This window comes from Microcoleus sp. SVA1B4, from assembly GCF_036700545.1.
Lineage (GTDB): Bacteria > Cyanobacteriota > Cyanobacteriia > Cyanobacteriales > Microcoleaceae > Microcoleus.
Genome location: NZ_JAUBPB010000093.1, coordinates 1 through 21,322, shown reverse-complemented (window position 1 = coordinate 21,322; position 21,322 = coordinate 1). Strand labels below are relative to the sequence as shown.

Below are 21,322 nucleotides of genomic sequence, written 5' to 3'. Positions count from 1 at the left end.
TGCTCCTTCTATCAATGGCTAAGTTTTAGCTTTTGATTGACAAATAGCGCTCCTAGAAATAGGGGCGCTTTTTGTTTGGAGAAAATATTTTTATCGACCTGTTTCTGTTAAGAAACTAAGTGATATCAAGTCCGCTTGAGTATTTGTCATTCTGAGTCCTGAAGGAACTGAAGAATCTAGCCCTTTCGGCAACGCGCTGACTTCGTTGCGATTGACTCATGACAAGTAAGGAATGAGAATTAAATAACTTCCACTCTTGAAAGTGGGATGGGCGTCCCGCCCGTCCAAAAATGACGGGCGGGACGCCCATCCCACAATAACAATTAAAATTGTAAGTTATTTAATTCGCGATCCTAAGCGTTTGGAGTCAAGCGATCGCCCACACATGATATGAGCAACGGCTAAGCAAAAAACAGAATATCCAGAACCCCGCAGCAGTTACAGTGTTGCGGGACTCTAACGTGCGATCGCATTTTAGGTTGAATTAAGTTGATTTACTTAATAGCCGATCGCCCAATCTAAAATTTATCTAAAAATTAAAAGGTAAAAAATTAATTTTTTACCTTTTAACTCTCGATTTTGGATTAGCTGTTACTGAACAAACTTCTTGAATGCCAGAGTCACGTTGTGGCCGCCAAATCCAAAGGAATTCGACAGCGCCACATCAACTTTTAGATCGCGGCTTGTATGAGGAACATAGTCCAAATCGCACTCAGGATCGGGATTTTCCAGATTAATTGTCGGCGCGATTTTGTCATTGGCGATCGACATTACCGTCGCCACCGCCTCAATTCCCCCAGAACCGCCCAAAAGATGGCCGGTCATTGACTTGGTAGAACTAATTGCTACTTTGTAAGCATGGTCTCCCAAAGTCTTTTTAATCGCCTTGGTTTCCGTAGAATCGTTGGGAAGCGTGCTTGTGCCGTGAGCGTTGATATAGCTCACCATATCCGGCGTCAAACCCCCATCCTTGAGCGCTAAAGCCATTGCCCGCGACGCACCTTCCCCCCCCGGTACCGGAGAAGTCATGTGATACGCATCGCAAGTTAAACCGTAGCCGACGATTTCTGCGTAAATCTTCGCGCCACGCGCCAGAGCGTGTTCCATTTCTTCTAGAATCAGAATGCCAGCACCTTCGCCGACGACAAAACCATCACGATCGCGATCGAATGGACGGCAAGCATGAGTCGGGTCATCATTGCGAGTCGAAAGCGCCCTCGCCGCAGCAAAACCCGCCACGCACAAAGGTGTCACCGCAGCTTCCGTACCGCCGCAAATCATGGCTTGGGCGTAACCCCCCTGAACTAAGCGAAACGCATCGCCCACGGCATTTGACCCGGCAGCGCAGGCCGTCACCGTGCAAGAGTTTGGCCCCTTAGCACCCGTTTGAATCGCCGTCAGGCCCGCGGCCATATTCGCAATCATCATGGGAATCATAAACGGGCTGCACCGATCGGGGCCGCGATTCAGATAAATCTCTTGCTGATCTTCCAAAACCTTTAAGCCACCAATGCCAGTGCCAAGAATGACACCCACCTGTTCTGCGTTCAGGTCATTAATCTCCAACTTCGCATCAGCAAGAGCTTGTTTGCTCGCTGACACCCCAAATTGAGCAAAGCGATCCATCCGCTTTGCTTCCTTGCGCTCTAAATAGTCGTGTGGGTCGTAACCCTTCACCTCTGCGGCAAAGCGGCAGTCGTGCCGCGACGGGTCGAATAAGGTGATCGGGCCTATACCATTCTTGCCGGCAAGCAACCCGTCCCAATATTCGGACAAGGTATTGCCGATCGGTGTAATCGCGCCGAGACCCGTGATAACAACGCGCTTACGCTCTAAATTTGTCATGATTTCAGTTTCAAAAAATTAAACACCCAGAACGCAGAACAAAAGAGGAGTTTCCAGTTTTATAACTTCTCTCCTCTTAGGGGAAAAGACAGGTATTTTATGCTTTTGGAGCTGCAAGTTGGCTGCTGATGTAATCTACACAAGCTTGAACCGTAGTAATTCCTTCGGCTGCTTCGTCGGGAATTTCAATATCAAACTCTTCTTCCAAGGCCATTACCAGCTCTACTGTATCTAAGGAATCTGCTCCTAAATCATTAGCAAAGTTGGCTTCGGGCTTGACTTCGCTCAGCTCGACTTCCAGTTGCTCTTTCACAATTTTCTGGACTCTAGCAAAAATGTCGTCTTGGCTCATAACATCGTGTCCTCATTGGTTGCTGCGTATCTAATCTTATCCGAAAGGGGGATCTGCAGGACAAAGGCTGGCCGCTTTTCTAAGTGACACGGGCCAGGGACAATTGGGACACGGACGATCGCAACTCTAGGACTCAGGCAAAAAAAACCCAATACCCCAAAATAAATTATCTCGTTTAGCCACCTGATAACGTTGAGGAACCGGATTTTTGGTCGATGGTGCGTCAATCGATTTTAGATTTTAGATTTTAGATTTTAGATTGAAGCATTGACTCCACGGATAAATTCGGAGGGCAAGTTTCTCGGATACAGGTTTTTTATTTCTGGGTACTGAGTCTGCTTTCGGAATGAATCACGTGGCGGGTATCCTGGATGCTTGATTGTCAGTCATCAACTCAAAATGCTTGAGAAAAGCTGACAATTGGCTCTTAGCTAGGCGGTGATAGGTTAATTATAAAGAGGGAAAACTAAGCAGGAAGCCTCCCGACTTCGATCGCTCAAGTTTCTTTTCCCGAACCTTGTGTCCCCTGCAGAAACGATTATGCCATCCCCAAATCTCAAATATGCTTATTTTCCCGGTTGTGTCGCCCAAGGGGCCGCCCGCGAACTTTACCTGTCTACCCAAGCACTGACTCAAGCGTTGGGGATTGAACTGGTGGAACTAAAGAAAGCTTCCTGCTGCGGTTCTGGCACTTTCAAGGAAGATTCGCAGTTACTCGAAGATACTGTCAACGCCCGCAATATTGCTTTAGCCGAGGAACTTAATCTGCCTTTACTCACGCATTGCAGCACTTGTCAAGGGGTAATCGGTCATGTGGACGATCGCCTCAAGGAATCTCAGAAAACCGATCCCAACTACATAGAAAAAGTCAACGGTTTACTGGAAAAACAAGGCTGTTCGCCTTATCAAGGCAGTACCGAGGTGAAACATCTGTTGTGGGCGATCGTTGCAGATTACGGGCTCGACGAGGTGCAGAAGCGAGTCACCCGCAAGCTTTCGGGTTTGAAGTGCGCGTCTTTTTACGGGTGCTACCTGCTGCGAGCTCAGGATAAGCTGCTTTACGATGACCCGCACCAACCGGAATCGATGGAAAATGTGTTTCGGGCGATCGGGGCAACTCCGGTTTACTATCGAGGGCGGACGCAGTGCTGCGGCTGGCCGTTGGCGAGTTATGCCACTAACCAATCTTTTCAGATGGCAGGCAAACATATTCAAGATGCTCTTGACAATGGCGCTGATTGTATGGTAACGCCTTGTCCGCTTTGTCACTTGAATTTGGATTCGCGACAGCCGGAGGTGGAAAAAGTAATCGGGCGCAAATTGGGTTTGCCGGTGCTGCATTTACCGCAATTGGTGGCTTTGGCTTTGGGTGTGGAACCGAAAAAACTAGGACTCGATCGACATATTGTTTCAACTAAGCCCGTGTTAGAAAAATTAGGCTTTTAGTCGATCGATTTGCACAGATTTGTAGTAAAGAAGTCCGTCCTTGATAACTCCCCTCTAACCACAGACGTGCTCAGTAGGAACCTACTTTGATAAGACTCTCCGCGTGAATAACTGTGAAGTTTTGTCGCTTTTTCGCGAAGTGCTTCCAGGCACTGCGGTAGACTAACCTTTAATTCTCTGTGCAGGCTATAGCGGTGGCACCTCGCCGTCAAATCTGTTCACTCGCAGAGGCAGCAAATTTTTAGTGACTCGTTGGGAGCCTTTATTCAATGTCTCATTCAGTCAAAATTTACGATACTTGCATCGGCTGCACTCAATGCGTCCGCGCTTGTCCGACTGACGTTTTGGAGATGGTCCCCTGGGATGGCTGCAAAGCAGCTCAGATTGCCTCATCTCCCCGCACCGAAGACTGTGTAGGCTGCAAGCGGTGCGAAACTGCTTGTCCCACCGATTTTCTGAGCATCCGGGTTTACCTGGGAGCAGAAACCACTCGCAGTATGGGTCTAGCCTACTAAATATCGATCGACACGCCGATCGAATTACGGGCACAAAAGAGGGGGCAATTTAATCGCCCCCTCTTTTTTTGTCGCGGAATCTGCATTCGGGCCCCGAACAAGGTAAAAATGATAAAACGTGAGTTTTATTGCGATCGCTAAGCAGGAGTAGTACGTTAAATGTGCGGAATCGTTGGCTATATCGGCACGCAAGCAGCAAGCGAGATTTTGCTAGCAGGATTAGAGAAACTAGAATACCGGGGCTACGATTCAGCGGGCCTCGCTACCATCTCCGAAGGAGAAATTACCTGCATCCGAGCAAAGGGCAAATTGCACAACCTCCGGGAAAAGTTAGCAGAGATAGACTCTCTGGCTCCCATCGGCATCGGACACACCCGCTGGGCAACTCACGGCAAACCAGAAGAATATAACGCTCACCCTCACCTAGATAATAGCGGGCGAATTGCGGTAGTTCAAAATGGAATTGTCGAAAATTATCGCGAGTTGCGGGAAGAATTGAAAGCAAAGGGACATAAATTTGTCTCCGATACCGATACAGAAGTTATTCCTCATTTAATAGCTGAATTTTTGAAAGAAGCAAGAAGGGAGAAAGAAGAAGAAAAAAATAAAAAAACAGAAAAAATTGCTGATTTATCGTTTTTGGAAACGGTTTTAAAGGCGGTAAATAAATTAGAAGGAGCTTTTGCGATCGCCGTTATCTGTGCAGATTTTCCAGAGGAAATAATTGTCGCCAGACAGCAAGCTCCTTTGGTGATTGGGTTTGGTGCTGGTGAATTTTTCTGCGCTTCCGACACGCCGGCCTTAGTATCTCACACCCGCACTGTTTTGTCCTTAGAAAATGGCGAATTGGCAAGGCTAACTTCGATGGGAGTGGAAGTTTACAGCTTTGCAGGAGAAAGGCTGAAAAAAAGCCCGCGCATCCTTGGTTGGAGTCCGGTTTTAGTCGAAAAACAAGGCTTCAAACACTTCATGCACAAGGAGATTTATGAACAGCCAGCCGTAGTCCGAGCTTGTTTGGAGGCTTATTTAGACAGCGATTGGCAGCCGGAAAATTCCCGCTCTCCCATCAATCTCAACTTGCCCAAGGAACTTTGCGCCGATGTCGAGCAAATTTCAATTCTCGCCTGCGGAACGAGCTGGCACGCCTCGCTAATTGGCAAATATTTGTTGGAACAATTAGCTAATATTCCCACTGCCGTGCAGTACGCTTCTGAGTACCGCTACGCACCGGCACCGCTGACAGCAAATACTTTAACTATTGGGGTAACTCAGTCGGGAGAAACGGCGGACACGCTGGCTGCTTTGGGGATGGAACAGCAGCGCCGCGCTGGTTTTACTGATAAATTCCGGGCGAGAATGTTAGGCATTACTAACAGAACCGAAAGTTCGATCGCCCACATGATGCCGCACGTAATCAACACCCACGCTGGTATAGAAATCGGCGTTGCTGCCACTAAAACTTTTGTCACTCAGTTGATGGCATTCTATTTCTTAGCTTTGGATTTGGCGCACCAGCGGCAAACAATCAGCACTGAGAGATTGGCAGAAATTATTACTGGCTTACGCCAGTTGCCGGCGGAAATTGAGAAGTTTTTGGAGATTCAAGAACAGTATGTGGAGGAATTGTCCCACCAGTTTACAGACACCCAAGATTTTATTTTTTTGGGGCGGGGAATTAATTTTCCGATTGCTTTGGAAGGGGCGCTGAAACTGAAGGAAATTAGCTACATTCACGCCGAAGGATATCCCGCCGGAGAGATGAAACACGGCCCGATCGCGCTTTTGGATGCGAAAGTGCCTGTAGTGGCGATCGCCATGCCCGGAAGCGTGTACGAAAAGGTGCTTTCCAACGCTCAGGAAGCGAAGGCCCGCGACGCCCGTTTAATTGGCGTGACGCCGAAGCAAGGTGTGGCGGAAGCCGATATTTTTGACCACATTTTGCCAGTGCCTTTGGTGGATGAATTGTTGTCGCCGATTGTGACAGTGATTCCGTTGCAATTGTTGGCTTATCACATTGCGGCGCGTCGAGGTTTGGATGTGGATCAGCCGCGCAATTTGGCCAAGTCGGTGACGGTGGAGTAAAGGAAGTCAGTAGTCATTAGTCAGTAGTCATTAGTCAGTAGTCATTAGTCAGTAGTTGGTTGTTGGTTGTTGGTTGTTCGTTCTAATAACCAATAACCAATAACCAATAACCTATGCGCGATGCGCGATGCGCGATGCCCGATCGCCTATTCCCTCTGACTGACTCCGCAAATTGCGGCTAACAGCAACCAGCTTGTAGTATTGACTCGGAAATCAAACAGCGTCACATCTACAGTGTTAAAAAGCGTACAGGCGGCGAAGGCTAATAAATAACTGAAAAAAATTAGGCGATCGCCTGAATTTTCCTGTTGACAATTCACCCGATTCGTGCTGTGTAAAATAGAATTTTTCTCAGTTTCCTCTGCGTCTATTTTTTCCTGCTTAATATCCCCAGGAAAATGCGGCCAATTTGCCAGCAGCAAAACACCCCTAGCCAAAACCCAGCCAACTAAACCAAACAACAAAAGCGTTGCCGGTATCCCTGTTTCCGCAGTCAACATCAGTATCAAACTGTGAGGATGACCGAGCCATTCTTGCATCTGAGCTTGGTAGAGAGGCGTAAAATTTCGCAATCCCCAACCCGTCCAAGGGCGCTGCTGAGTCATCGACCAAGCAAATTCCCACTGAGTAGTTCTCAAAGTAGCTGTCGGCCGATTTGGGAACATCTCGTCGGTGAGTCTAGCCCAAAAGAAAGCAGGGACAATTCTTCGCAAATACTGCCGTAAAGGTTCGGGCCCAAAGGCAGACAAAAAAACTGTGCTAGCTACACTAAAAACCGCAGCTAATAATTTTTTATAACCCGCATAAAGTGCAAAAGCCACAACGGCCAAAACTGCCAGCCCCCAAGCATTGCGAGAATTAGTAAAAATCAAAGCAACACCATTTCCAATCGCTGCAAAACTTAAAAATAGGAATCGGTAACTGGGAATTGGGAATTGGGCATTGGGAATTGGTAATTGGTAATTGGTAATTGGTGACAACTGACAACTGACTTCTTCCATCCACAGTCCCAGTGCTAAAATAAAAGCAATTGTCAGATAGCAAGCTAAAATATTAGCGTACATAAATACAGAAGCCATACGGCCGGGGGGATTGCCTTGGGGTTCGAGTACCCAGCCAAAAACCGGCTGCAATTGATCGATGCCGCTCCAGCCTAAAAATTGTTGTCCCAGACCTAAAATTATCACGGGAATTGAACTAATTACAATCACCCAAGACAATTGCCGCAATTGAGGCAGAGTTTTAATTAAACTGCTGAAAATGGCAAACAATATAAAGAACGGCAAGAAATTGTACAACCCTATAAAAGCCTCGATGCGGTTGTGGGCAAAAACGGCTGTGATGACTAGCAGCGCGCTCAGAATTGCGAATCCTCGATTCAACGGGCGGCGACTAATTTCACGGAACTTTTGCTTGCAAGTGCCGGCCAATCCCAGGAATAAACCTAAAGCTCCCAAAATCGGAATTAAGGGAAAAATCAGCATCCCCACTTGGGCGAAATTCCAAGGGATTTGCAGGCGGGGATCTGGATGTTTTTGGAGGCGAGACTTGAGATTTTCTGCTGTCTGTTTGGCCGCTAATTTCAACCGATTTTTGATATTCACCCACACTCCCAATCTCAAATCTAAAATCTACAATCTACCATCGTTAAGCTAGTTCCCAAACGCATTCCGATCGCGTTAATCGAATTTGAGCTAGGGCAAAAATGGTCGGGATAATGCGGCCGTAGTTCGTGGAAATAGATCGCCAACCCAAATCCGCTAAAAACCAAGTCCACATCACCGGGCCTACCAACGAAAATACGCTCCGCGTCGCACCGTAACGAGCGGCACTCACAGCCATACCGCGCCGCGCCGCCTGAATTGCGACATAATTTTGAAACTGGGTTGCTGCAGTTGCAGTGCCTGCAAGCACTCCTTGTTTTGCCATTTGATAGGTGGCAAAATGCAGCGCAAATTGATTGGCCATTAGTTTGAGCAGCATTGGTTTTAAGATGGAACTAACAGCTAAAGCGCTGCCCCCTTTGAACAGTAAACCCAGCGGGTCTTTTTCAGCAGTAATTGGCAGGGGTTCTGAGAGTTTAGAATCAACGATCGCTCGCTGTACGCGCAGTGTCAGCGCTTGCTGTTCGTCTGCTGGTAAACGCTTCCACGCGCGGCCCATTAAGTGCAGAAATACTTCTGCCTCTAAGTCGGTGGTTGACAACTGTCTGGGATAAGGGATTTTGAGATAGCGACAAACTTGAATTAGTGCTTGTCTGTAAGTTACTTGTTGGGTTCGCCCTCTGAGTACCGTCAACCCGTCGGCTGCAAGATAGCGAAACCGCTGTTCTACGGCGTCGAGCCATGCTTCGCGATCGCGACTTTGTACATCTATCGGTGCGGGGGTTTGCACGTAATCTAAAGGGTTAAACTTGCGGCTGAACAGAAGTTCTGTTAGTTGCTGCAATTCTTCTTCTGTTGTTAATTCGAGTGCTGCTCTGAGTTCGTCCAAAATTTTGCCCTCCCGTATACGATTTTAGATTTTAGATTTTAGATTTTAGATTTTAGATTGCTGCTGGTTGACAACCCGTGGGATTTAGGATTTACCTACAGTGGCATTTTTTATGGGGTCTTAATCATGGATTCGTGCTGTCCATTATTCTACTACCTGGCGCAGGACGATCGGCAGGATTTGCACAGAAGATCCGACTGCTAGAAGCTATAACCTCAGCAGCTACATCGATCTGCGGACGCGCATCTAAATTTTACAGTCAAGTTTGGTGTCCCGCCGCTCCTAAAAATACAATTTAGATGCCCAACAGCCAACCCGGAACCCCTCGGTACGTCTGCAACCCCGCAGCTTGAGGAGTCAAACCGTCGCCATGAACGCCCACTATTTTATTCGCTATAAACAAAAGAAAAATAATTTAGTGTAGTTCTGTTCAAAAATGTCAGTTAATCCTATAATGAGTTTGGTTTTTTTAGAACAAAGTAAATGATGTCTTCTTCTGTCGCACCGTCTTTTTTGCAGGGATATTGGCAAGATACTTTCAATCTCAAGCAGCATCTACAGGATTTTTTAAATTTAGATTTAGAAACAATTGAACAAGAGCTCGCTGTCGGTCAACAATCCCTAAAAGAAATAGGCCATCGGGATTTTGATTGGGAAAAAGCTAGCGAGTTTTATCGCGATCGAGTCGGCCAAGCTTACCTATTTGACCTCGGAGCTTGGCATATGTCCAATCAGGATTACATAGGAGGCACTTTAACATTAATATCAGATATGGCTGCCGGTCGAGTTTTAGATTTTGGCGGCGGTATTGGCACTCATGCTATTGCAGCAGCTCTTTGTCCTCAAGTAGAACAAGTAGTCTATTGCGATCTTAACCCCATAAATTGCAATTTTGTTCAAAGCCGAGCTGCTAAGTTAGGATTGAGTGAGAAAATTTCCTGTTGTCTGGAAGTATCGCCGACGGAAGTTTTCGATTCGATTATTTGTTTTGATGTAATGGAACATTTACTAAAGCCAAGTCAGCAATTGATGGATTTTCACAAAATGCTGGCTCCGTCAGGGAAGATTATCCTTAACTGGTATTTCTTTAAAGGTTTTAATCAAGAATTTCCTTTTCATTTAGAAGATAAGCAAGAGATGAACACATTTTTTACTAAACTTCAGTCTAATTTTATGGAGGTTTTTCATCCTCATTTAATCACCGCTCGTTGCTATCGCAAATTAACTGCAAGTTAAGAAATCATCTTAAGGCTTATTTCCTAGAAAAAGTCCGGTAAGTAATGTATCTGAAAGTCCAATTATGTTCGATGTTGCGGTGATTGGTGCGGGTATGGCGGGGCTCAGTTGCGCTCAACGGTTGCGTCAAGCTGGTTATTCTGTGGCTGTTGTTGAGAAATCTCGCGGCGCGGGGGGACGTGTTGCTACCCGCCGCGTACAGGGTGCTAGGGCCGATCACGGGGCGCGGTATCTGGAACCGCAGGGGGATGCGGTGCAGGGGTTAATTGAGGTTTTGGTCGATCGCCGCATCCTCAAACTCTGGACTGATACTGTCTGCGAATTCAGGCAGGGAAAACTTTCTGCTATTGCTAGTTGTTGTTATGTCGCACCTGCGGGTATGAATGCTGTCGGTAAGTATTTGGCCCAGGATTTAGAGATTTGGTTTGGCCGCCGCGTACAAGCTATTTCTACTACAGATAACCAAATGTGGCATCTTTCCCTAGAAGTCACTGACAGCAATTTAGAGATACCTCAAGAATTGATTGCTAAGGCTGTGGTTGTGGCAATTCCGGCACCTCAAGCTTTAATGTTTTTGGATGCGGAAATCGGTTTGTCGCAGGCTTTTCTTGACAAATTGCGTTCTGTGGAGTACGACCCTTGCATTACGGTTATGGCTGGCTATCCTGTGGCAAAACAGCAAGATTTAAGTAGTCTAAATCCGCAGTGGAAATCTGTTTCTTTTGCCGATAATTCTGATTTAGCTTGGGTTGGTTTGGACAGCAGCAAGCGACTAGATCCGCCGCAGCCGGTGTTTGTGGTTCACAGCAGCGCAAATTTTGCAGAACGCCATCTAGAATCGGCCGATTTGCCAACAGTCGGTCAAGAATTGCTCGATCGCACTTCTGAATATTTAATCCCTTGGCTGAAACAGCCGGAATGGTTGCAGGTTCACCGCTGGCGCTATGCTTTTTGTCGAAATCCTTTGCCTGTTTCTTGTTTGGCGGCTGGGGGGAATTTGCCGCTGGTTTGTGCGGGGGATTTGTGCGGGGAAGGTCAAATAGAGGGTGCTTTGCGATCGGGTTGGGCGGCAGCTAATTGGGTGAATTCTCAGTTGCAGGATTTGCCGTTAGATTCAAGCCTAAATTGGTAATATGGCTACAATTAAGGTATCAATTTTGCCTCTAACGCTATGATTGCCATCCCGTCTGGGTTTAGCCCCGAAGATTACCTTGCCCTCGAACATGATAATACCGTCCGGCATGAATAACGGATGTCAGGAAGAAGGGATAAGGAAGTTCGGCAACGGATTCGCTCGACGGATGTAACGGATGTAACTGAGATATTGCACCATTCTCAATTACTTTTTTAGGAACAGGCATCTTGCCTGTTCCACAAGAAAACTCATTCTTTGTGGAACGCGCATCTTGCCCGTTCTTGACAATGGTGCAAGATATCAGATGTAACGGATGTCAGGAAAAAGGAAGAGGGAAAAAGGAAGAAGGGAGATGCAATTAAAGCAATGTTTTTAGCAGTTAAGAACGTCGCCGGGAATCGGGCGCGGTTGCTACTTCTTCCTTCTGGGTTTGGCTAGAGTTATGAAAAATTCATCGAACGACCTACATCGAACGACCTACAAAAAAATGGAAAAATGGTGTAAAGTCCCATTTTTCCAAATTGTTACTTTTGTGCTGTTTCCTGTTGTTGTAAGTCTTGTTCTTGCATCTGCAATAACTCGGGAACTGTTACGAAACTGTACCCTTCATTTCTCAATCGAGCAATAATATCAGGCAAAGCTTTTACAGTTCTTGCTCGATTGCCGCCGCCGTCGTGCATCAGCACAATGCCGCCGGAATTTGCCTGCCTCATCACGTTGTCTATCAAAGATTCCGTAAGGGTGCGCCAATCAAAAGAATCAGCAGACCACATCACAACTGCATAATTTTTCTTTTGAGCATAAGCTGTCAATCCATTGTTTAAAATGCCTCCTGGCGGGCGGAACATCGATGTTTGGATGCCGGTCAAGTCCTGAATTAAGGATGAAGTGCGATCGATCTCGCGAGCGGCACCGTCTTCGTTATACTGAAGGTATTGATGGTTCCAAGTGTGATTGCCGATCGCGTGACCGGCTTGTGCAACCTGTTGGCCTATTTCGGGAGAATTTTTCAGGTATTTTCCTACCCAGAAGAATGTAGCCTTAATATTATTTTCCTTGAGAATATCTAGGATTTGTGTAGTTGTTTTCGGCCAGGGGCCGTCGTCAAATGTCAGGGCGATCGCCTTGCGCTGGGAGTCGAGTTTCGCGTGACGAAGGGTTGTACCTTGAAACTGATCCGGTACGGCTGATTGAAATCGGATAGCCTGCACTTGGGCTAGAGCCTGTTGGGAAAATTCTACTCGATTGGCGATCGCCTCGGAGAACTTATTAATATTGGACATCGGCGGTTGTTCTTGCGACTGGGATACGGCCAAGACTTGCGCCTGAATCGGTTGCAAGGGCTGATTGGCCCGCAAGTTAATCGGCCATGTCACACCCAGCAAAAAACTTCCTGTTGCTGCCATAAAAGCAACTATTAAAGTTTTTCGCCGCCTCCACAGCAGTTTCAATTTTGTCACGTCGTTCTCTCCTTCACACCTTGTACAGTTAATTTGAGATTTTATGTTGATATCAAGTTAATCCACTTAAGAGGATAATCTTAAATTGGACAGTCAGTAAAAATGCTACTGGAAATAACCGATCGTGGGGAAGTCCGTCAGGATAAAAAAATTTAAGGTTTGTGCGCCAGAAATCCCCTAACCCATGAAAACGCGGGATGGTGAACTTTTCCCCGGCCAGGGGGACGGCGCTCTCGGATTAATGGCACGATATTCTTAGGGACTCAGGCAGCATCGGCCCGCGTCTCTACCTGACACTGCAAATTGGTTTAACCTGAGATGTGGCACTATTGTCAATAAGCTGTTTAGGAACAGGCAAGATGCCTGTTCCACAAGAAAATATAGGCGTTGCTGATTTACGGTATGAAAGGCTAAAAATCCAAGTCATAGAAACTGGTATTCACAAAGCTTCTGGATTTTCAACTTATTTTTTTCATACCCTGATTAAGCAACACCGAAAATCTACTCTTTGTGGAACAGGCATCTTGCCTGTTCTTGAGAATAGTGCAAGATGTGAGGTTAACCGCATTTGATATGAGGGCGATCGCCCGCCCGCCACTCCTAAAATTAATTTTTAGGGCCGGTTCTCTCTTTGTACAAGCCGACAATCCGATCGATAACTTCAGCAACAGTCAGATTGTCTGTTTGAATTTCCACAGCATCTGCCGCTTTACGCAAAGGTGCAACCTCGCGGGTGCTGTCTTTTTCGTCCCGCAAGGCGATGTCTTGTTCCAATTGGGCCAAGCTAATATTAGCCCGATCGCTATCTTTAAGTTCTAACAGCCGCCGGCGCGATCGTTCTTGTACCGAAGCCGTCAAAAAAATCTTCAGTTCCGCATCGGGAAACACGTTAGTGCCGATATCGCGGCCTTCTGCTATAATTCCGCCTTTTGTGCCACACCGCCGCTGTTCCTCCAGCAGAAACTGTCGCACGGCGGGAATTGCCGCCATTTCCGAGACGCGGGATGTCACTTCCAAACTGCGAATTGCCTCGGTTACGTCTTCACCGTTAATCTTCAACATCTTTGATGCGGGATCGAGGTTGTATTCCAAATAACTGGAACTGATTAATTCGGCGATCGCACATTCGTCGGAAATCGGCGTGTCTGTTTTCAATGCTAGCCAAGTCAGGGCCCGATACATCGCGCCGGTATCCAGATAAAACAAGTTCAAAGCTGTTGCTGCAAGGCGAGTTACGGTAGATTTGCCTGCCCCTGCCGGGCCGTCGATCGCCACAATGGGCCGACGATTCCTGAGAATTATATTGTCAATCAAACGAGTAGAGCCAACTCTGGCGGCCACGGCTAAAAGTCCCGCTGTTTCCACAACCTGCAACGGCGTCAAAGTGTCGGGCTCGACGAGTTCGGCGTATTCGAGCTTGACTGCGGGTTCTTCTGCGACTGCTGCGCGGGCGGCAGCGAGTGCGGCTGCTGCGGTGCGGTCGCCTGAAGAAAAAGTTTTCGAGGCTTGTTGCAGGGCGCGGTAGAGTACGGAGGCTTGCTGTTTTTGCTCTGCTGTTAAATACTGATTGCGAGAACTCATTGCCAGTCCCGACTCTTCGCGGACGATCGGACAAGCGACAATCTCTACAGCCAAGTTAAAATCAAAGACCAGCTTCCGAATAATTGCTAGCTGCTGGGCGTCTTTTTGACCGAAATAAGCTTTTGTCGGCTGCACCAGACTCAAAAGTTTAGTAACAATTGCCGCGACGCCTTGAAAATGACCGGGCCTTGCTTTACCGCACAAAACCGATGTCATCGCCGGCGGCGGGACTACTTGAGTTAAGGATGAAAGGTGAATCTCTATCTGTTTTTGGGCGGTTTGCTGTGTTTCTGTGCGCGCGGCGAAGCTATCCCGTAGGGAATCGACTGCTTGATGGCCGAACATTTCCGTTGCTGAGGGAGCAAATATGACATCAACCCCAGCTTGTTCGCACAACAGCCGGTCTTGCTCGAAATTCCGAGGATAATCTTGAAAATCTTCTGTCGGCCCAAATTGCAGCGGGTTGACAAAAATGCTGACCAGGGCGATCGCATTTTCTTGCCTTGCCCGCTGGATCAAGCTCAGATGCCCTGCGTGCAAAGCTCCCATCGTCGGCACCAAACCGACTGTCAAATGAGGTGCAGCAGACTTTTGTAAATTTAAGTAGCAGCGAAGTGCTGCAATGGTAGTAAACAGGCGCACCGGTAGAATCTCCTGAAGGCATTCGGCAGAATGCAGAGTTTATTTGTCTGAATTTGTTCGAGTTGAAATCTTACATCATCCTCAAGAACAGGCAAGATGCCTGTTCCACAAAGAATGGTGCAAGATGTCAGTTTTATCTCACATCTTGCACCATTCTCAATTACTTGTTTAGGAACAGGCAAGATGCCTGTTCCACAAGAAAACTCATTCTTTGTGGAACGGGCATCTTGCCCGTTGTTGACAATGGTACAAGATGTCAGTTTTATTCTACTTTCTGCCTTCTACACTGCGGATAAGTTTTGTATTCTGCCTTAGACTACCGTTCAGCGTCCACCAGTTGTTTGCTGCGGCGGTTCGATCACTTCGATTTCGACTCTCGCAACGCCACTGCTGATCATTCCTAGCACGTTGGCGGCGCCTGCGGACAAGTCAATGAGCCGATCGCCCACATAGGGGCCGCGGTCATTAATGCGGACGACTACAGTGCGGCCGTTGTCGAGATTTCTCACCATGACTCTCGTTCCAAAAGGCAAATTTGGGTGGGCTGCGGTCATATCATTTTGGTTGAAACGCTCGCCGCTGGCGCTGAGGTTGCCGTCAAATCCCGGGCCGTACCAGGAAGCCCAGCCGCTAAGCCGCACTTGAACTGGGCCCAGAGACAGCACGGAGCGTTCTGGTTGGGGTTTGCCTGCGACTTCTTCCAGGGGTGGGGCGTTGCCCAGAAGTCGCCGGAGGCGATTGGTTGCTTGCAGGGCGTCTCGGCTAAAGTTGCTGGTGGTGTCGGGGAGGATGGTTTCGGCGTTGATGTTTACCAACTCCTCGCCGTTTGCCTGGATAATGTAGCGATCGCCTTTTTCCCACTTAACGGTAATGCTGTTGGGATCGATGTTGTTGCGGGCTAGCTGATTGAGTCTTGCTGCTAAGCTTGATGCCCGCCAAACTGGATCGGGTTCTTGGTTGCTAGAGTTGCTGGCAATGTTTCCGACTTTGGGATTTTCTCTTGCGCCCGCTACTTTTGACGGACTGCTAGCACCGACTTGGCTGTTGCCAGTTTCTCCCAAAGGGGTGTTTGTTTCCGGATTGGCGTTCAGAAAGGTGATGACTGGAATGTTTCGCACGTAGACTGTCGCTGCTTGTCGCCCGCCTAAGTCGTGGGGCTGAATTTTGGCGATCGAGTCTCGGGCAATTTCAGCTCTTGCTTGATACTGATACTGTCCGACTTTTTGCGCTTCGACCCGAGTAGCGTTTAACTGCTGGGACGGTTGGGTGGCAATTACTTGCTCGGAAACCTGAGAGTTTTGGTTGTCGGCACCTGTTGCTTGTGCGTGACAAGAGGATGCCGTTCCTACCATAGGAACTAACAGGACAGCGAGTAGACCACCAACAAATTTTTCCTTCATACGTCCATTTTTGTGAATAGCCATTGCCAACCGAGATTGGAGGATTGGCCATTTGGCGGCAGGCGTCAAGGATTTCTCTCTTGCCCTTCGCCATTCCCCCGTGAGTCAAAGCAAAGTATCCGGGTGCATTTTTGCTTTAATGCTTCTACCCCCAAAAAAATTGGCGGAAACTTCCCTGACACTTGACAACTCATACTCGATTCGCAATTTGTGTTTTGTTCACGAACTGCAACAGACTACCACAAACTTTTGTGCTTGGGGATCGCTGGGATCGCGATTTTCACCAAATCTTCATCAAATCTTCTCAAAACCCTCTATCATAAAATCCTTTAGTTCCAAGGCTTACAGCCGTTTCAGCCATTACGGAAAAATTTACAAAAATTTACAAAAATTTATTGTCTTTTGTGGGCTGCCGAATGGCTAGTCTTAAAAAAGCTGTTTGTCAACTGTTATGGGATTGACACTCCCCTGGCTAAAGCCGAGGGGATTCTTGATTCGCAGAATCGACTTGCCGATGCAGAATTACTTCAACATCGGTAGCGGTCAATTCTCCACAAGCGTTCGGATCTCTGATCCAAGTTCCGGTGTGCCCCACCGTACTCAATCCCCGACTTAGGATATTTTTAGCAGCGTTCCAATCGCGATCTAACACGCATCCGCACCGACAAGCGTGGGTTCGCGTTGATAGATTTTTCTTAACAACTGTCCCGCAGCTAGAGCATTCTTGACTGGTTCCGTTAGCTGGTACGGCAATCGTAATTCTTCCGAAGGCTTTGCCGAAATATTCCAACCATACTCGGAACATATACCAAGATGCGTCGTTAATCGATTTTGCTAAACAGTGATTCTTCACCATGTTTTTAATCCTCAAATCAACGCACGGCTACACAGTCGTTAGACTGGATAACGCATCTTGCCAATTTCAGAGCAAAATCTTTACGTTGTCTACTTATTTTGAGGTGGCGCTTTCCTAGAATCTCTCTAGCTTTTCTTCGGTTCTGTGAACCCTTAACTCGTTTTGAAACTCGTCTTTGGGCTTTCTTCAACCCGCGCTCTCCCTTGGGGAGGAATCGTGGGTTTTCGACTGTAACGCCATTGGAATCTGTGTAGAACTCTTTGAGTCCCACGTCTATCCCGATGGCGCTGCCCGTTACTTCAATTTTCTCAGAACGGTCAACTTGAACACAAAACTGGACGTAATATCCATCTGCCCGTTTCACCAAGCGCACCCGCTTGATTTGACTGCGCTGATAGAAATGTAAGTCGCGGGTTCCTTTTAATTTGATCTTTCCGATTCCTTTCTTGTCTGTAAAAGTGATGGATTTACGGTCGTCAGTCAGTTTCCAGCCCGTAGTCTTGTATTCAACCGAACGGTTGTCGTGCTGAAACTGCGGAAAACCCTTTTTTCCTGGGATTTTCTTTTTGCAGTTGTCGTAGAATCTGGCGATTGCCGACCACGCTCTTTCTGCGCTAGATTGTCGAGCCATGCTGTTTAAGTCGTCGCAAAACGTCCATTCTTTAGCTAAAACAGCGCTGTACTTATTCAAGGCGTATTTATCGACTTTTTGGTTTTCCATCCAAAAGCGCAATGCTTTATTGCGGATGAACTGCACTGTTCTAATCGCTTCGTCTACAGCTTCAAATTGCTGCTTTTTACCGTATGCTTTGAACTCGAAAACTAGCATGACTTCGACCTCATCATAATATTCTTATGCTAGCAAAGTGGGCTTAAAATAAAATAAATTATTTACTAATCTTTACAGAGTTGCAGTCGATAGCGCAATTTTAAAACCTGAGAACACAAGCTGGGAGGCTCAAGCCTCCTTACCCCTTTCATCCCCGGACTAAAGTCGCGGGGTTTTCATGGCATTTCTTATAAACTAAAAATTAGAAGAAATCGATTTGGCGGACTTATGGATTATCGAGAAGCAGGTGTGGATGTTGAAGCGGGCAGAGCTTTTGTCTCGCGCATCGGGAGTATGGTTAAGAGCACGCACCGATCGGGAGTTTTGGGCGGATTCGGCGGGTTTAGCGGTTTTTTCAGCGTCCCGGAGGGCTTAAAAGAGCCGATTATGGTTTCGGGTACTGACGGCGTTGGGACTAAGTTAAAATTGGCCCACAATCTCGATCGGCACGACACGGTAGGTATCGACTTGGTGGCGATGTGCGTCAATGACGTGCTGACATCCGGGGCCGAACCCCTCTTTTTTCTCGATTATTTAGCCACGGGAAAGTTAAATCCCGAACAATTAGCTGCGGTGGTGGCCGGCATTGCTGACGGTTGCAAGCAAGCGGGCTGTGCTTTGTTGGGTGGAGAAACGGCAGAAATGCCCGGTTTTTACCAACCGGGAGAGTACGATTTAGCTGGTTTTTGTGTGGGAATTGTCGAAAAGAGCAAATTGTTGGACGGTTCGCGGGTTAAAGTCGGAGATGTGGCTGTGGGGCTGGCAAGTTCGGGCGTGCACAGCAACGGTTTTAGTTTGGTGAGAAAAATTGCGGGCGATCTGGGTTTTGATTGGCACTCCCAACCCGAACAGTTAGGCGGCAAAACTTTAGGAGAAGTGCTGCTAACTCCGACTACAATTTATGTTAAACCAGTCCTTGAAGCAATTAAGAGCGGTCTAGAAATTCACGGCATGGCTCACATTACGGGCGGCGGTTTGCCGGAAAATTTGCCCCGCTGTTTGGGAGTTAATCAATCTGTGAAAATTGACAGCAATAGCTGGCCAAATTTGCCAATTTTCCAGTGGATTGCTGAAGGGGGCCAAGTTGCTACAGCCGATATGTTCAATACTTTTAATATGGGGATTGGCTTTGTGCTGTTGCTCGATTCGAGGGAAGTAGAACAGGCTGTTAAATGGTTTGAATCTCAGGGAATTGGTGCTTGGGCGATCGGGGAAGTGATTGAGGGGAACGGAGAATTGATCATGGATAATTAGTAAGAAGCAATCGCAGGGGCTGAAGATTGGTTCGCTTTGTTTTATGCGTTAACAGACCATCTCAATCTGCCTTCATCTGTGTATATCTGCGGTTAAATTTATAATTATGAAAGTAACCGCAGAGGACGCAGAGGACACAGAGGAAGAAAGAGAAAAAGGAATTCACAACAGATGACTCGTTGCTACAAATTTAAATGAAAGTGAAATAAGCTGTTGTGCCTTTAAATACGGTATAATTCAAAACTAATTCCGTGAATTAGTGTAAAGATTTCCGCCGAATGTTTAAATTAATTGAAGAGCTATACTATTTATTACATCGACTCTGAAATGAAGGATTGTTAATTGTTGAAGTGAGAAAATATCAAAAACCAAGGTAAGGTTTGTATCACAGTTTAAATAAAAAACACCTTATTAGGCTTGTACGTGACTCAAAATTTCCAAAAACTCCTGCACAACTAGATCGGGTTGTTCGCTGCATCGGCTAGCATCGTAATGTTTGACAAGACTGATGCCAGAATCTATGAAAAGCTGGCACATTTCATCTTCTGTTGCGTTTGGATGGGATGATCCACTGTCAATTTTCAGTATCCCTAGCTTGTTTTGGTGGAAGATCAGAAAGTCAGCTTCTTGGTTTTGTCTGCCTTCCGGTGTTGTGAGTCGGAGTCGGGAGTTGGGGATGAAGAGGGTGGAAGTGCGATCGAGTATTTCGGCAATTTTCACTTGTGCGTCGCAGTGAAAGCAAAAACCGTTCCAGTTAATTTCGTTTTCTGAGTCAGATAATTCAGTTTCACTATCAGCATTTATTATTTTATCTAAATTGGTTTGAACATAATCAGCTTCATTTAAGTTTGCGAATAATCTAGCTCCACTTAAGTTGGCTCCGCTGAGATTTGCACCGCTGAGATTAACTTCTATTGTCAGATTTCGCTGTAGATTCACTTGACTCCGCCGCAAGTATCGCTTTAAGACAGACTTGAGATTATCTTTTTTGACTTTTTCTTCTAGTGCTTTTGAAAGTAATTTCCAGAGTTTAGCACCAGCATCTTTGATATAATCATATTCATATTCAGTGCTGGCTGCAATTTCTTTATAAGACTGTCCTTCCCAGGATTGACGAAACACTATCTCTTGAATCTTGTTGAGGCGATCGTAGTTGAGGGCTGTTTCTGCGATCGTTAGAGCTTCGTCAACAGTCATGTGTTAAAGTCCCTTACTAGCGGAGCGTTAAGGTAGGATTAGTACAGATTGTACCGCAACAGGGAGCTAATCTTACTTTTTGATTACTTTTTTATTACTTTTTCTCACTGTTGAAGCTGCTATTAAGTCGTTATAGTTTAAAAAACTAAGGAATTTTATATGGAACCTGTAACAATGACAGCCGGGGCGATCGCAACTTTAGTATTAGTCAAAGCCACGGAGACAGCCACAGAGAAGGCTACTGAAAAGCTAGGTGAGCTAGTCGTTGAGAAAGGTCGTAACTTGCTATCACTGCTTAAAATCAAGTCGTCAAGTACAGCAACAGCCATAGAACTATCTCAACAGCAGCCCTTAGATTATGACAAAGCTGTTTCTGAGTTACAAGTAGCAATGAAATACCCGGAAGTCGCTAAAGCAGTCGAGGAAGTATATACAGCAGTAAGTACAGATGCACAACTGGCTTCAGCCGTTAAAGCTTTAGCGAATAAACTTCAGTCTCAGCCACCAACTATTCAGAATTTTGGGAAGATAGCAGAGGAAATTAAAGCCTTTCTTCAGATAGGGACTAATTATGGTGACTTTCACTTCTGACTAAAGCAACCCGATGAACCCGAAAGGCCCAAGGCGACTTTTGATAGTTTTGTCAAAACGATTGCCAATGACTACATCTATTTAGAATATCTGCCTCTTCGCATAGCTGAGCGGAAGTTGCAAGTTTTGGAATCAGTCTCATTAGAAGATTTTGGGACTATTGAACAAAAGATTTTACAGCTAGTTATTAGTTATTGCTGCTACTTTATTAAAGGTTTCCCAACACCTTCAGCAGAATACAGATATAGTAGCAAAGAAGCTTATTATTCCTTGGCAATCAAGATGGCTAATGAAGGAGGTATAAGCAAGAAAAATGCTACTCAAATAAGTTGGGAGCATCCCGATTTTGCAAGTATACAAAAGTATGATATGATGTATTGTTTTTTTGGAAAACCGACACTTAGCTTC

The 21,322-nt window shown here is 46.5% G+C and carries 19 protein-coding genes and 1 pseudogene; 10 read left to right on the top strand and 10 right to left on the bottom strand.

The features are described from left to right. Positions 1-591: 591 nt before the first annotated feature. Together fabF and acpP are read right to left on the bottom strand one after the other, a co-directional pair. Positions 592-1,845, bottom strand: coding sequence for a beta-ketoacyl-ACP synthase II (fabF, locus tag QT987_RS27340; RefSeq protein WP_333246396.1), 1,254 nt, complete (start codon positions 1,843-1,845; stop codon positions 592-594). A gap of 97 nt (positions 1,846-1,942) precedes the next feature. Continuing rightward, entirely contained in the window at positions 1,943-2,197 is a 255-nt protein-coding gene (gene acpP, locus QT987_RS27335) for an acyl carrier protein (RefSeq protein WP_333082619.1), read from the bottom strand. A 540-nt stretch (positions 2,198-2,737) separates the two neighbouring features. On the opposite strand from acpP, the gene QT987_RS27330 reads away from it, so the two are divergent. The 3 genes from QT987_RS27330 to glmS all read left to right on the top strand — a co-directional run bounded on the left by QT987_RS27330 (position 2,738) and on the right by glmS (position 6,240). Continuing rightward, positions 2,738-3,643 carry a CoB--CoM heterodisulfide reductase iron-sulfur subunit B family protein gene (locus QT987_RS27330; protein WP_333246394.1) on the top strand — a complete coding sequence of 302 codons (906 nt, stop codon included), beginning with the start codon at positions 2,738-2,740 and terminating at the stop codon, positions 3,641-3,643. A gap of 269 nt (positions 3,644-3,912) precedes the next feature. After that, complete coding sequence (gene psaC / locus QT987_RS27325; protein ID WP_015175986.1) at positions 3,913-4,158, top strand: photosystem I iron-sulfur center protein PsaC; 246 nt, start codon at positions 3,913-3,915, stop codon at positions 4,156-4,158. Between the two features lie 159 nt (positions 4,159-4,317). Next, the gene (gene glmS / locus QT987_RS27320; protein ID WP_333246392.1) at positions 4,318-6,240 is read left to right on the top strand and encodes a glutamine--fructose-6-phosphate transaminase (isomerizing); all 1,923 of its coding nucleotides are present in this window, start codon (positions 4,318-4,320) and stop codon (positions 6,238-6,240) included. Between the two features lie 146 nt (positions 6,241-6,386). Here the strand turns inward: glmS and QT987_RS27315 are convergent, their stop codons facing one another. Then, complete coding sequence (locus tag QT987_RS27315; RefSeq protein WP_333246390.1) at positions 6,387-7,844, bottom strand: O-antigen ligase family protein; 1,458 nt, start codon at positions 7,842-7,844, stop codon at positions 6,387-6,389. Between the two features lie 43 nt (positions 7,845-7,887). Further along, entirely contained in the window at positions 7,888-8,733 is an 846-nt protein-coding gene (locus tag QT987_RS27310) for a YaaW family protein (protein WP_333246388.1), read from the bottom strand. Between the two features lie 483 nt (positions 8,734-9,216). Between QT987_RS27310 and QT987_RS27305 the strand changes: the two genes are divergently transcribed. Next, positions 9,217-9,969 (top strand): class I SAM-dependent methyltransferase, encoded by a 753-nt coding sequence (locus QT987_RS27305; RefSeq protein ID WP_333054572.1) that lies wholly within the window; start codon positions 9,217-9,219, stop codon positions 9,967-9,969. 64 nt (positions 9,970-10,033) lie between these two features. Next, positions 10,034-11,101 (top strand): FAD-dependent oxidoreductase, encoded by a 1,068-nt coding sequence (locus tag QT987_RS27300; RefSeq protein WP_333246386.1) that lies wholly within the window; start codon positions 10,034-10,036, stop codon positions 11,099-11,101. A gap of 61 nt (positions 11,102-11,162) precedes the next feature. Here QT987_RS27300 and QT987_RS27295 read toward each other — a convergent pair whose 3' ends face one another. Then, a complete protein-coding gene (locus QT987_RS27295) occupies positions 11,163-11,330 on the bottom strand; it encodes a hypothetical protein (protein WP_333246384.1) in 168 nt (55 codons plus the stop codon). A 298-nt stretch (positions 11,331-11,628) separates the two neighbouring features. Further along, positions 11,629-12,564 carry a polysaccharide deacetylase family protein gene (locus tag QT987_RS27290; protein WP_333246382.1) on the bottom strand — a complete coding sequence of 312 codons (936 nt, stop codon included), beginning with the start codon at positions 12,562-12,564 and terminating at the stop codon, positions 11,629-11,631. 359 nt (positions 12,565-12,923) lie between these two features. On the opposite strand from QT987_RS27290, the gene QT987_RS27285 reads away from it, so the two are divergent. After that, positions 12,924-13,136, top strand: a complete 213-nt coding sequence (locus QT987_RS27285) for a hypothetical protein (protein WP_333246381.1) — start codon at positions 12,924-12,926, stop codon at positions 13,134-13,136. Positions 13,137-13,170: 34 nt separating this feature from the next. Here QT987_RS27285 and QT987_RS27280 read toward each other — a convergent pair whose 3' ends face one another. Further along, positions 13,171-14,787, bottom strand: coding sequence for a bifunctional pantoate--beta-alanine ligase/(d)CMP kinase (locus tag QT987_RS27280; protein WP_333246379.1), 1,617 nt, complete (start codon positions 14,785-14,787; stop codon positions 13,171-13,173). 183 nt (positions 14,788-14,970) lie between these two features. On the opposite strand from QT987_RS27280, the gene QT987_RS27275 reads away from it, so the two are divergent. Further along, positions 14,971-15,102 carry a hypothetical protein gene (locus QT987_RS27275; protein WP_333246377.1) on the top strand — a complete coding sequence of 44 codons (132 nt, stop codon included), beginning with the start codon at positions 14,971-14,973 and terminating at the stop codon, positions 15,100-15,102. Positions 15,103-15,110: 8 nt separating this feature from the next. Here QT987_RS27275 and QT987_RS27270 read toward each other — a convergent pair whose 3' ends face one another. Together QT987_RS27270 and QT987_RS27265 are read right to left on the bottom strand one after the other, a co-directional pair. Further along, positions 15,111-16,187 (bottom strand): septal ring lytic transglycosylase RlpA family protein, encoded by a 1,077-nt coding sequence (locus tag QT987_RS27270; protein ID WP_333246375.1) that lies wholly within the window; start codon positions 16,185-16,187, stop codon positions 15,111-15,113. A 472-nt stretch (positions 16,188-16,659) separates the two neighbouring features. Then, positions 16,660-17,872 (bottom strand): annotated as a pseudogene (locus QT987_RS27265) (RNA-guided endonuclease InsQ/TnpB family protein). Positions 17,873-18,100: 228 nt separating this feature from the next. Here QT987_RS27265 and purM point away from each other — a divergent pair. Beyond that, positions 18,101-19,126 carry a phosphoribosylformylglycinamidine cyclo-ligase gene (gene purM / locus QT987_RS27260; protein ID WP_333246373.1) on the top strand — a complete coding sequence of 342 codons (1,026 nt, stop codon included), beginning with the start codon at positions 18,101-18,103 and terminating at the stop codon, positions 19,124-19,126. A gap of 411 nt (positions 19,127-19,537) precedes the next feature. Here purM and QT987_RS27255 read toward each other — a convergent pair whose 3' ends face one another. Next, a complete protein-coding gene (locus tag QT987_RS27255; RefSeq protein WP_333246371.1) occupies positions 19,538-20,323 on the bottom strand; it encodes a pentapeptide repeat-containing protein in 786 nt (261 codons plus the stop codon). A 159-nt stretch (positions 20,324-20,482) separates the two neighbouring features. On the opposite strand from QT987_RS27255, the gene QT987_RS27250 reads away from it, so the two are divergent. Together QT987_RS27250 and QT987_RS27245 are read left to right on the top strand one after the other, a co-directional pair. Then, positions 20,483-20,914, top strand: a complete 432-nt coding sequence (locus tag QT987_RS27250) for a hypothetical protein (protein ID WP_333246369.1) — start codon at positions 20,483-20,485, stop codon at positions 20,912-20,914. 126 nt (positions 20,915-21,040) lie between these two features. Next, a partial coding sequence (locus QT987_RS27245) for a hypothetical protein (RefSeq protein ID WP_333246367.1) occupies positions 21,041-21,322 on the top strand: 282 nt, incomplete at its 3' end.

Coding starts and splice junctions, on each gene's coding strand:
- acpP (WP_333082619.1), bottom strand. CDS start 2,197: ATGAGCCAAGACGACATTTTTGCTAGAGTCCAGAAAATTGTGAAAGAG.
- psaC (WP_015175986.1), top strand. CDS start 3,913: ATGTCTCATTCAGTCAAAATTTACGATACTTGCATCGGCTGCACTCAA.
- QT987_RS27270 (WP_333246375.1), bottom strand. CDS start 16,187: ATGAAGGAAAAATTTGTTGGTGGTCTACTCGCTGTCCTGTTAGTTCCT.
- QT987_RS27330 (WP_333246394.1), top strand. CDS start 2,738: ATGCCATCCCCAAATCTCAAATATGCTTATTTTCCCGGTTGTGTCGCC.
- QT987_RS27305 (WP_333054572.1), top strand. CDS start 9,217: ATGATGTCTTCTTCTGTCGCACCGTCTTTTTTGCAGGGATATTGGCAA.
- QT987_RS27275 (WP_333246377.1), top strand. CDS start 14,971: ATGCCTGTTCCACAAGAAAACTCATTCTTTGTGGAACGGGCATCTTGC.
- QT987_RS27285 (WP_333246381.1), top strand. CDS start 12,924: ATGCCTGTTCCACAAGAAAATATAGGCGTTGCTGATTTACGGTATGAA.
- QT987_RS27300 (WP_333246386.1), top strand. CDS start 10,034: ATGTTCGATGTTGCGGTGATTGGTGCGGGTATGGCGGGGCTCAGTTGC.
- purM (WP_333246373.1), top strand. CDS start 18,101: ATGGATTATCGAGAAGCAGGTGTGGATGTTGAAGCGGGCAGAGCTTTT.
- glmS (WP_333246392.1), top strand. CDS start 4,318: ATGTGCGGAATCGTTGGCTATATCGGCACGCAAGCAGCAAGCGAGATT.
- QT987_RS27295 (WP_333246384.1), bottom strand. CDS start 11,330: ATGCCTGTTCCTAAAAAAGTAATTGAGAATGGTGCAATATCTCAGTTA.
- QT987_RS27255 (WP_333246371.1), bottom strand. CDS start 20,323: ATGACTGTTGACGAAGCTCTAACGATCGCAGAAACAGCCCTCAACTAC.
- fabF (WP_333246396.1), bottom strand. CDS start 1,845: ATGACAAATTTAGAGCGTAAGCGCGTTGTTATCACGGGTCTCGGCGCG.
- QT987_RS27250 (WP_333246369.1), top strand. CDS start 20,483: ATGGAACCTGTAACAATGACAGCCGGGGCGATCGCAACTTTAGTATTA.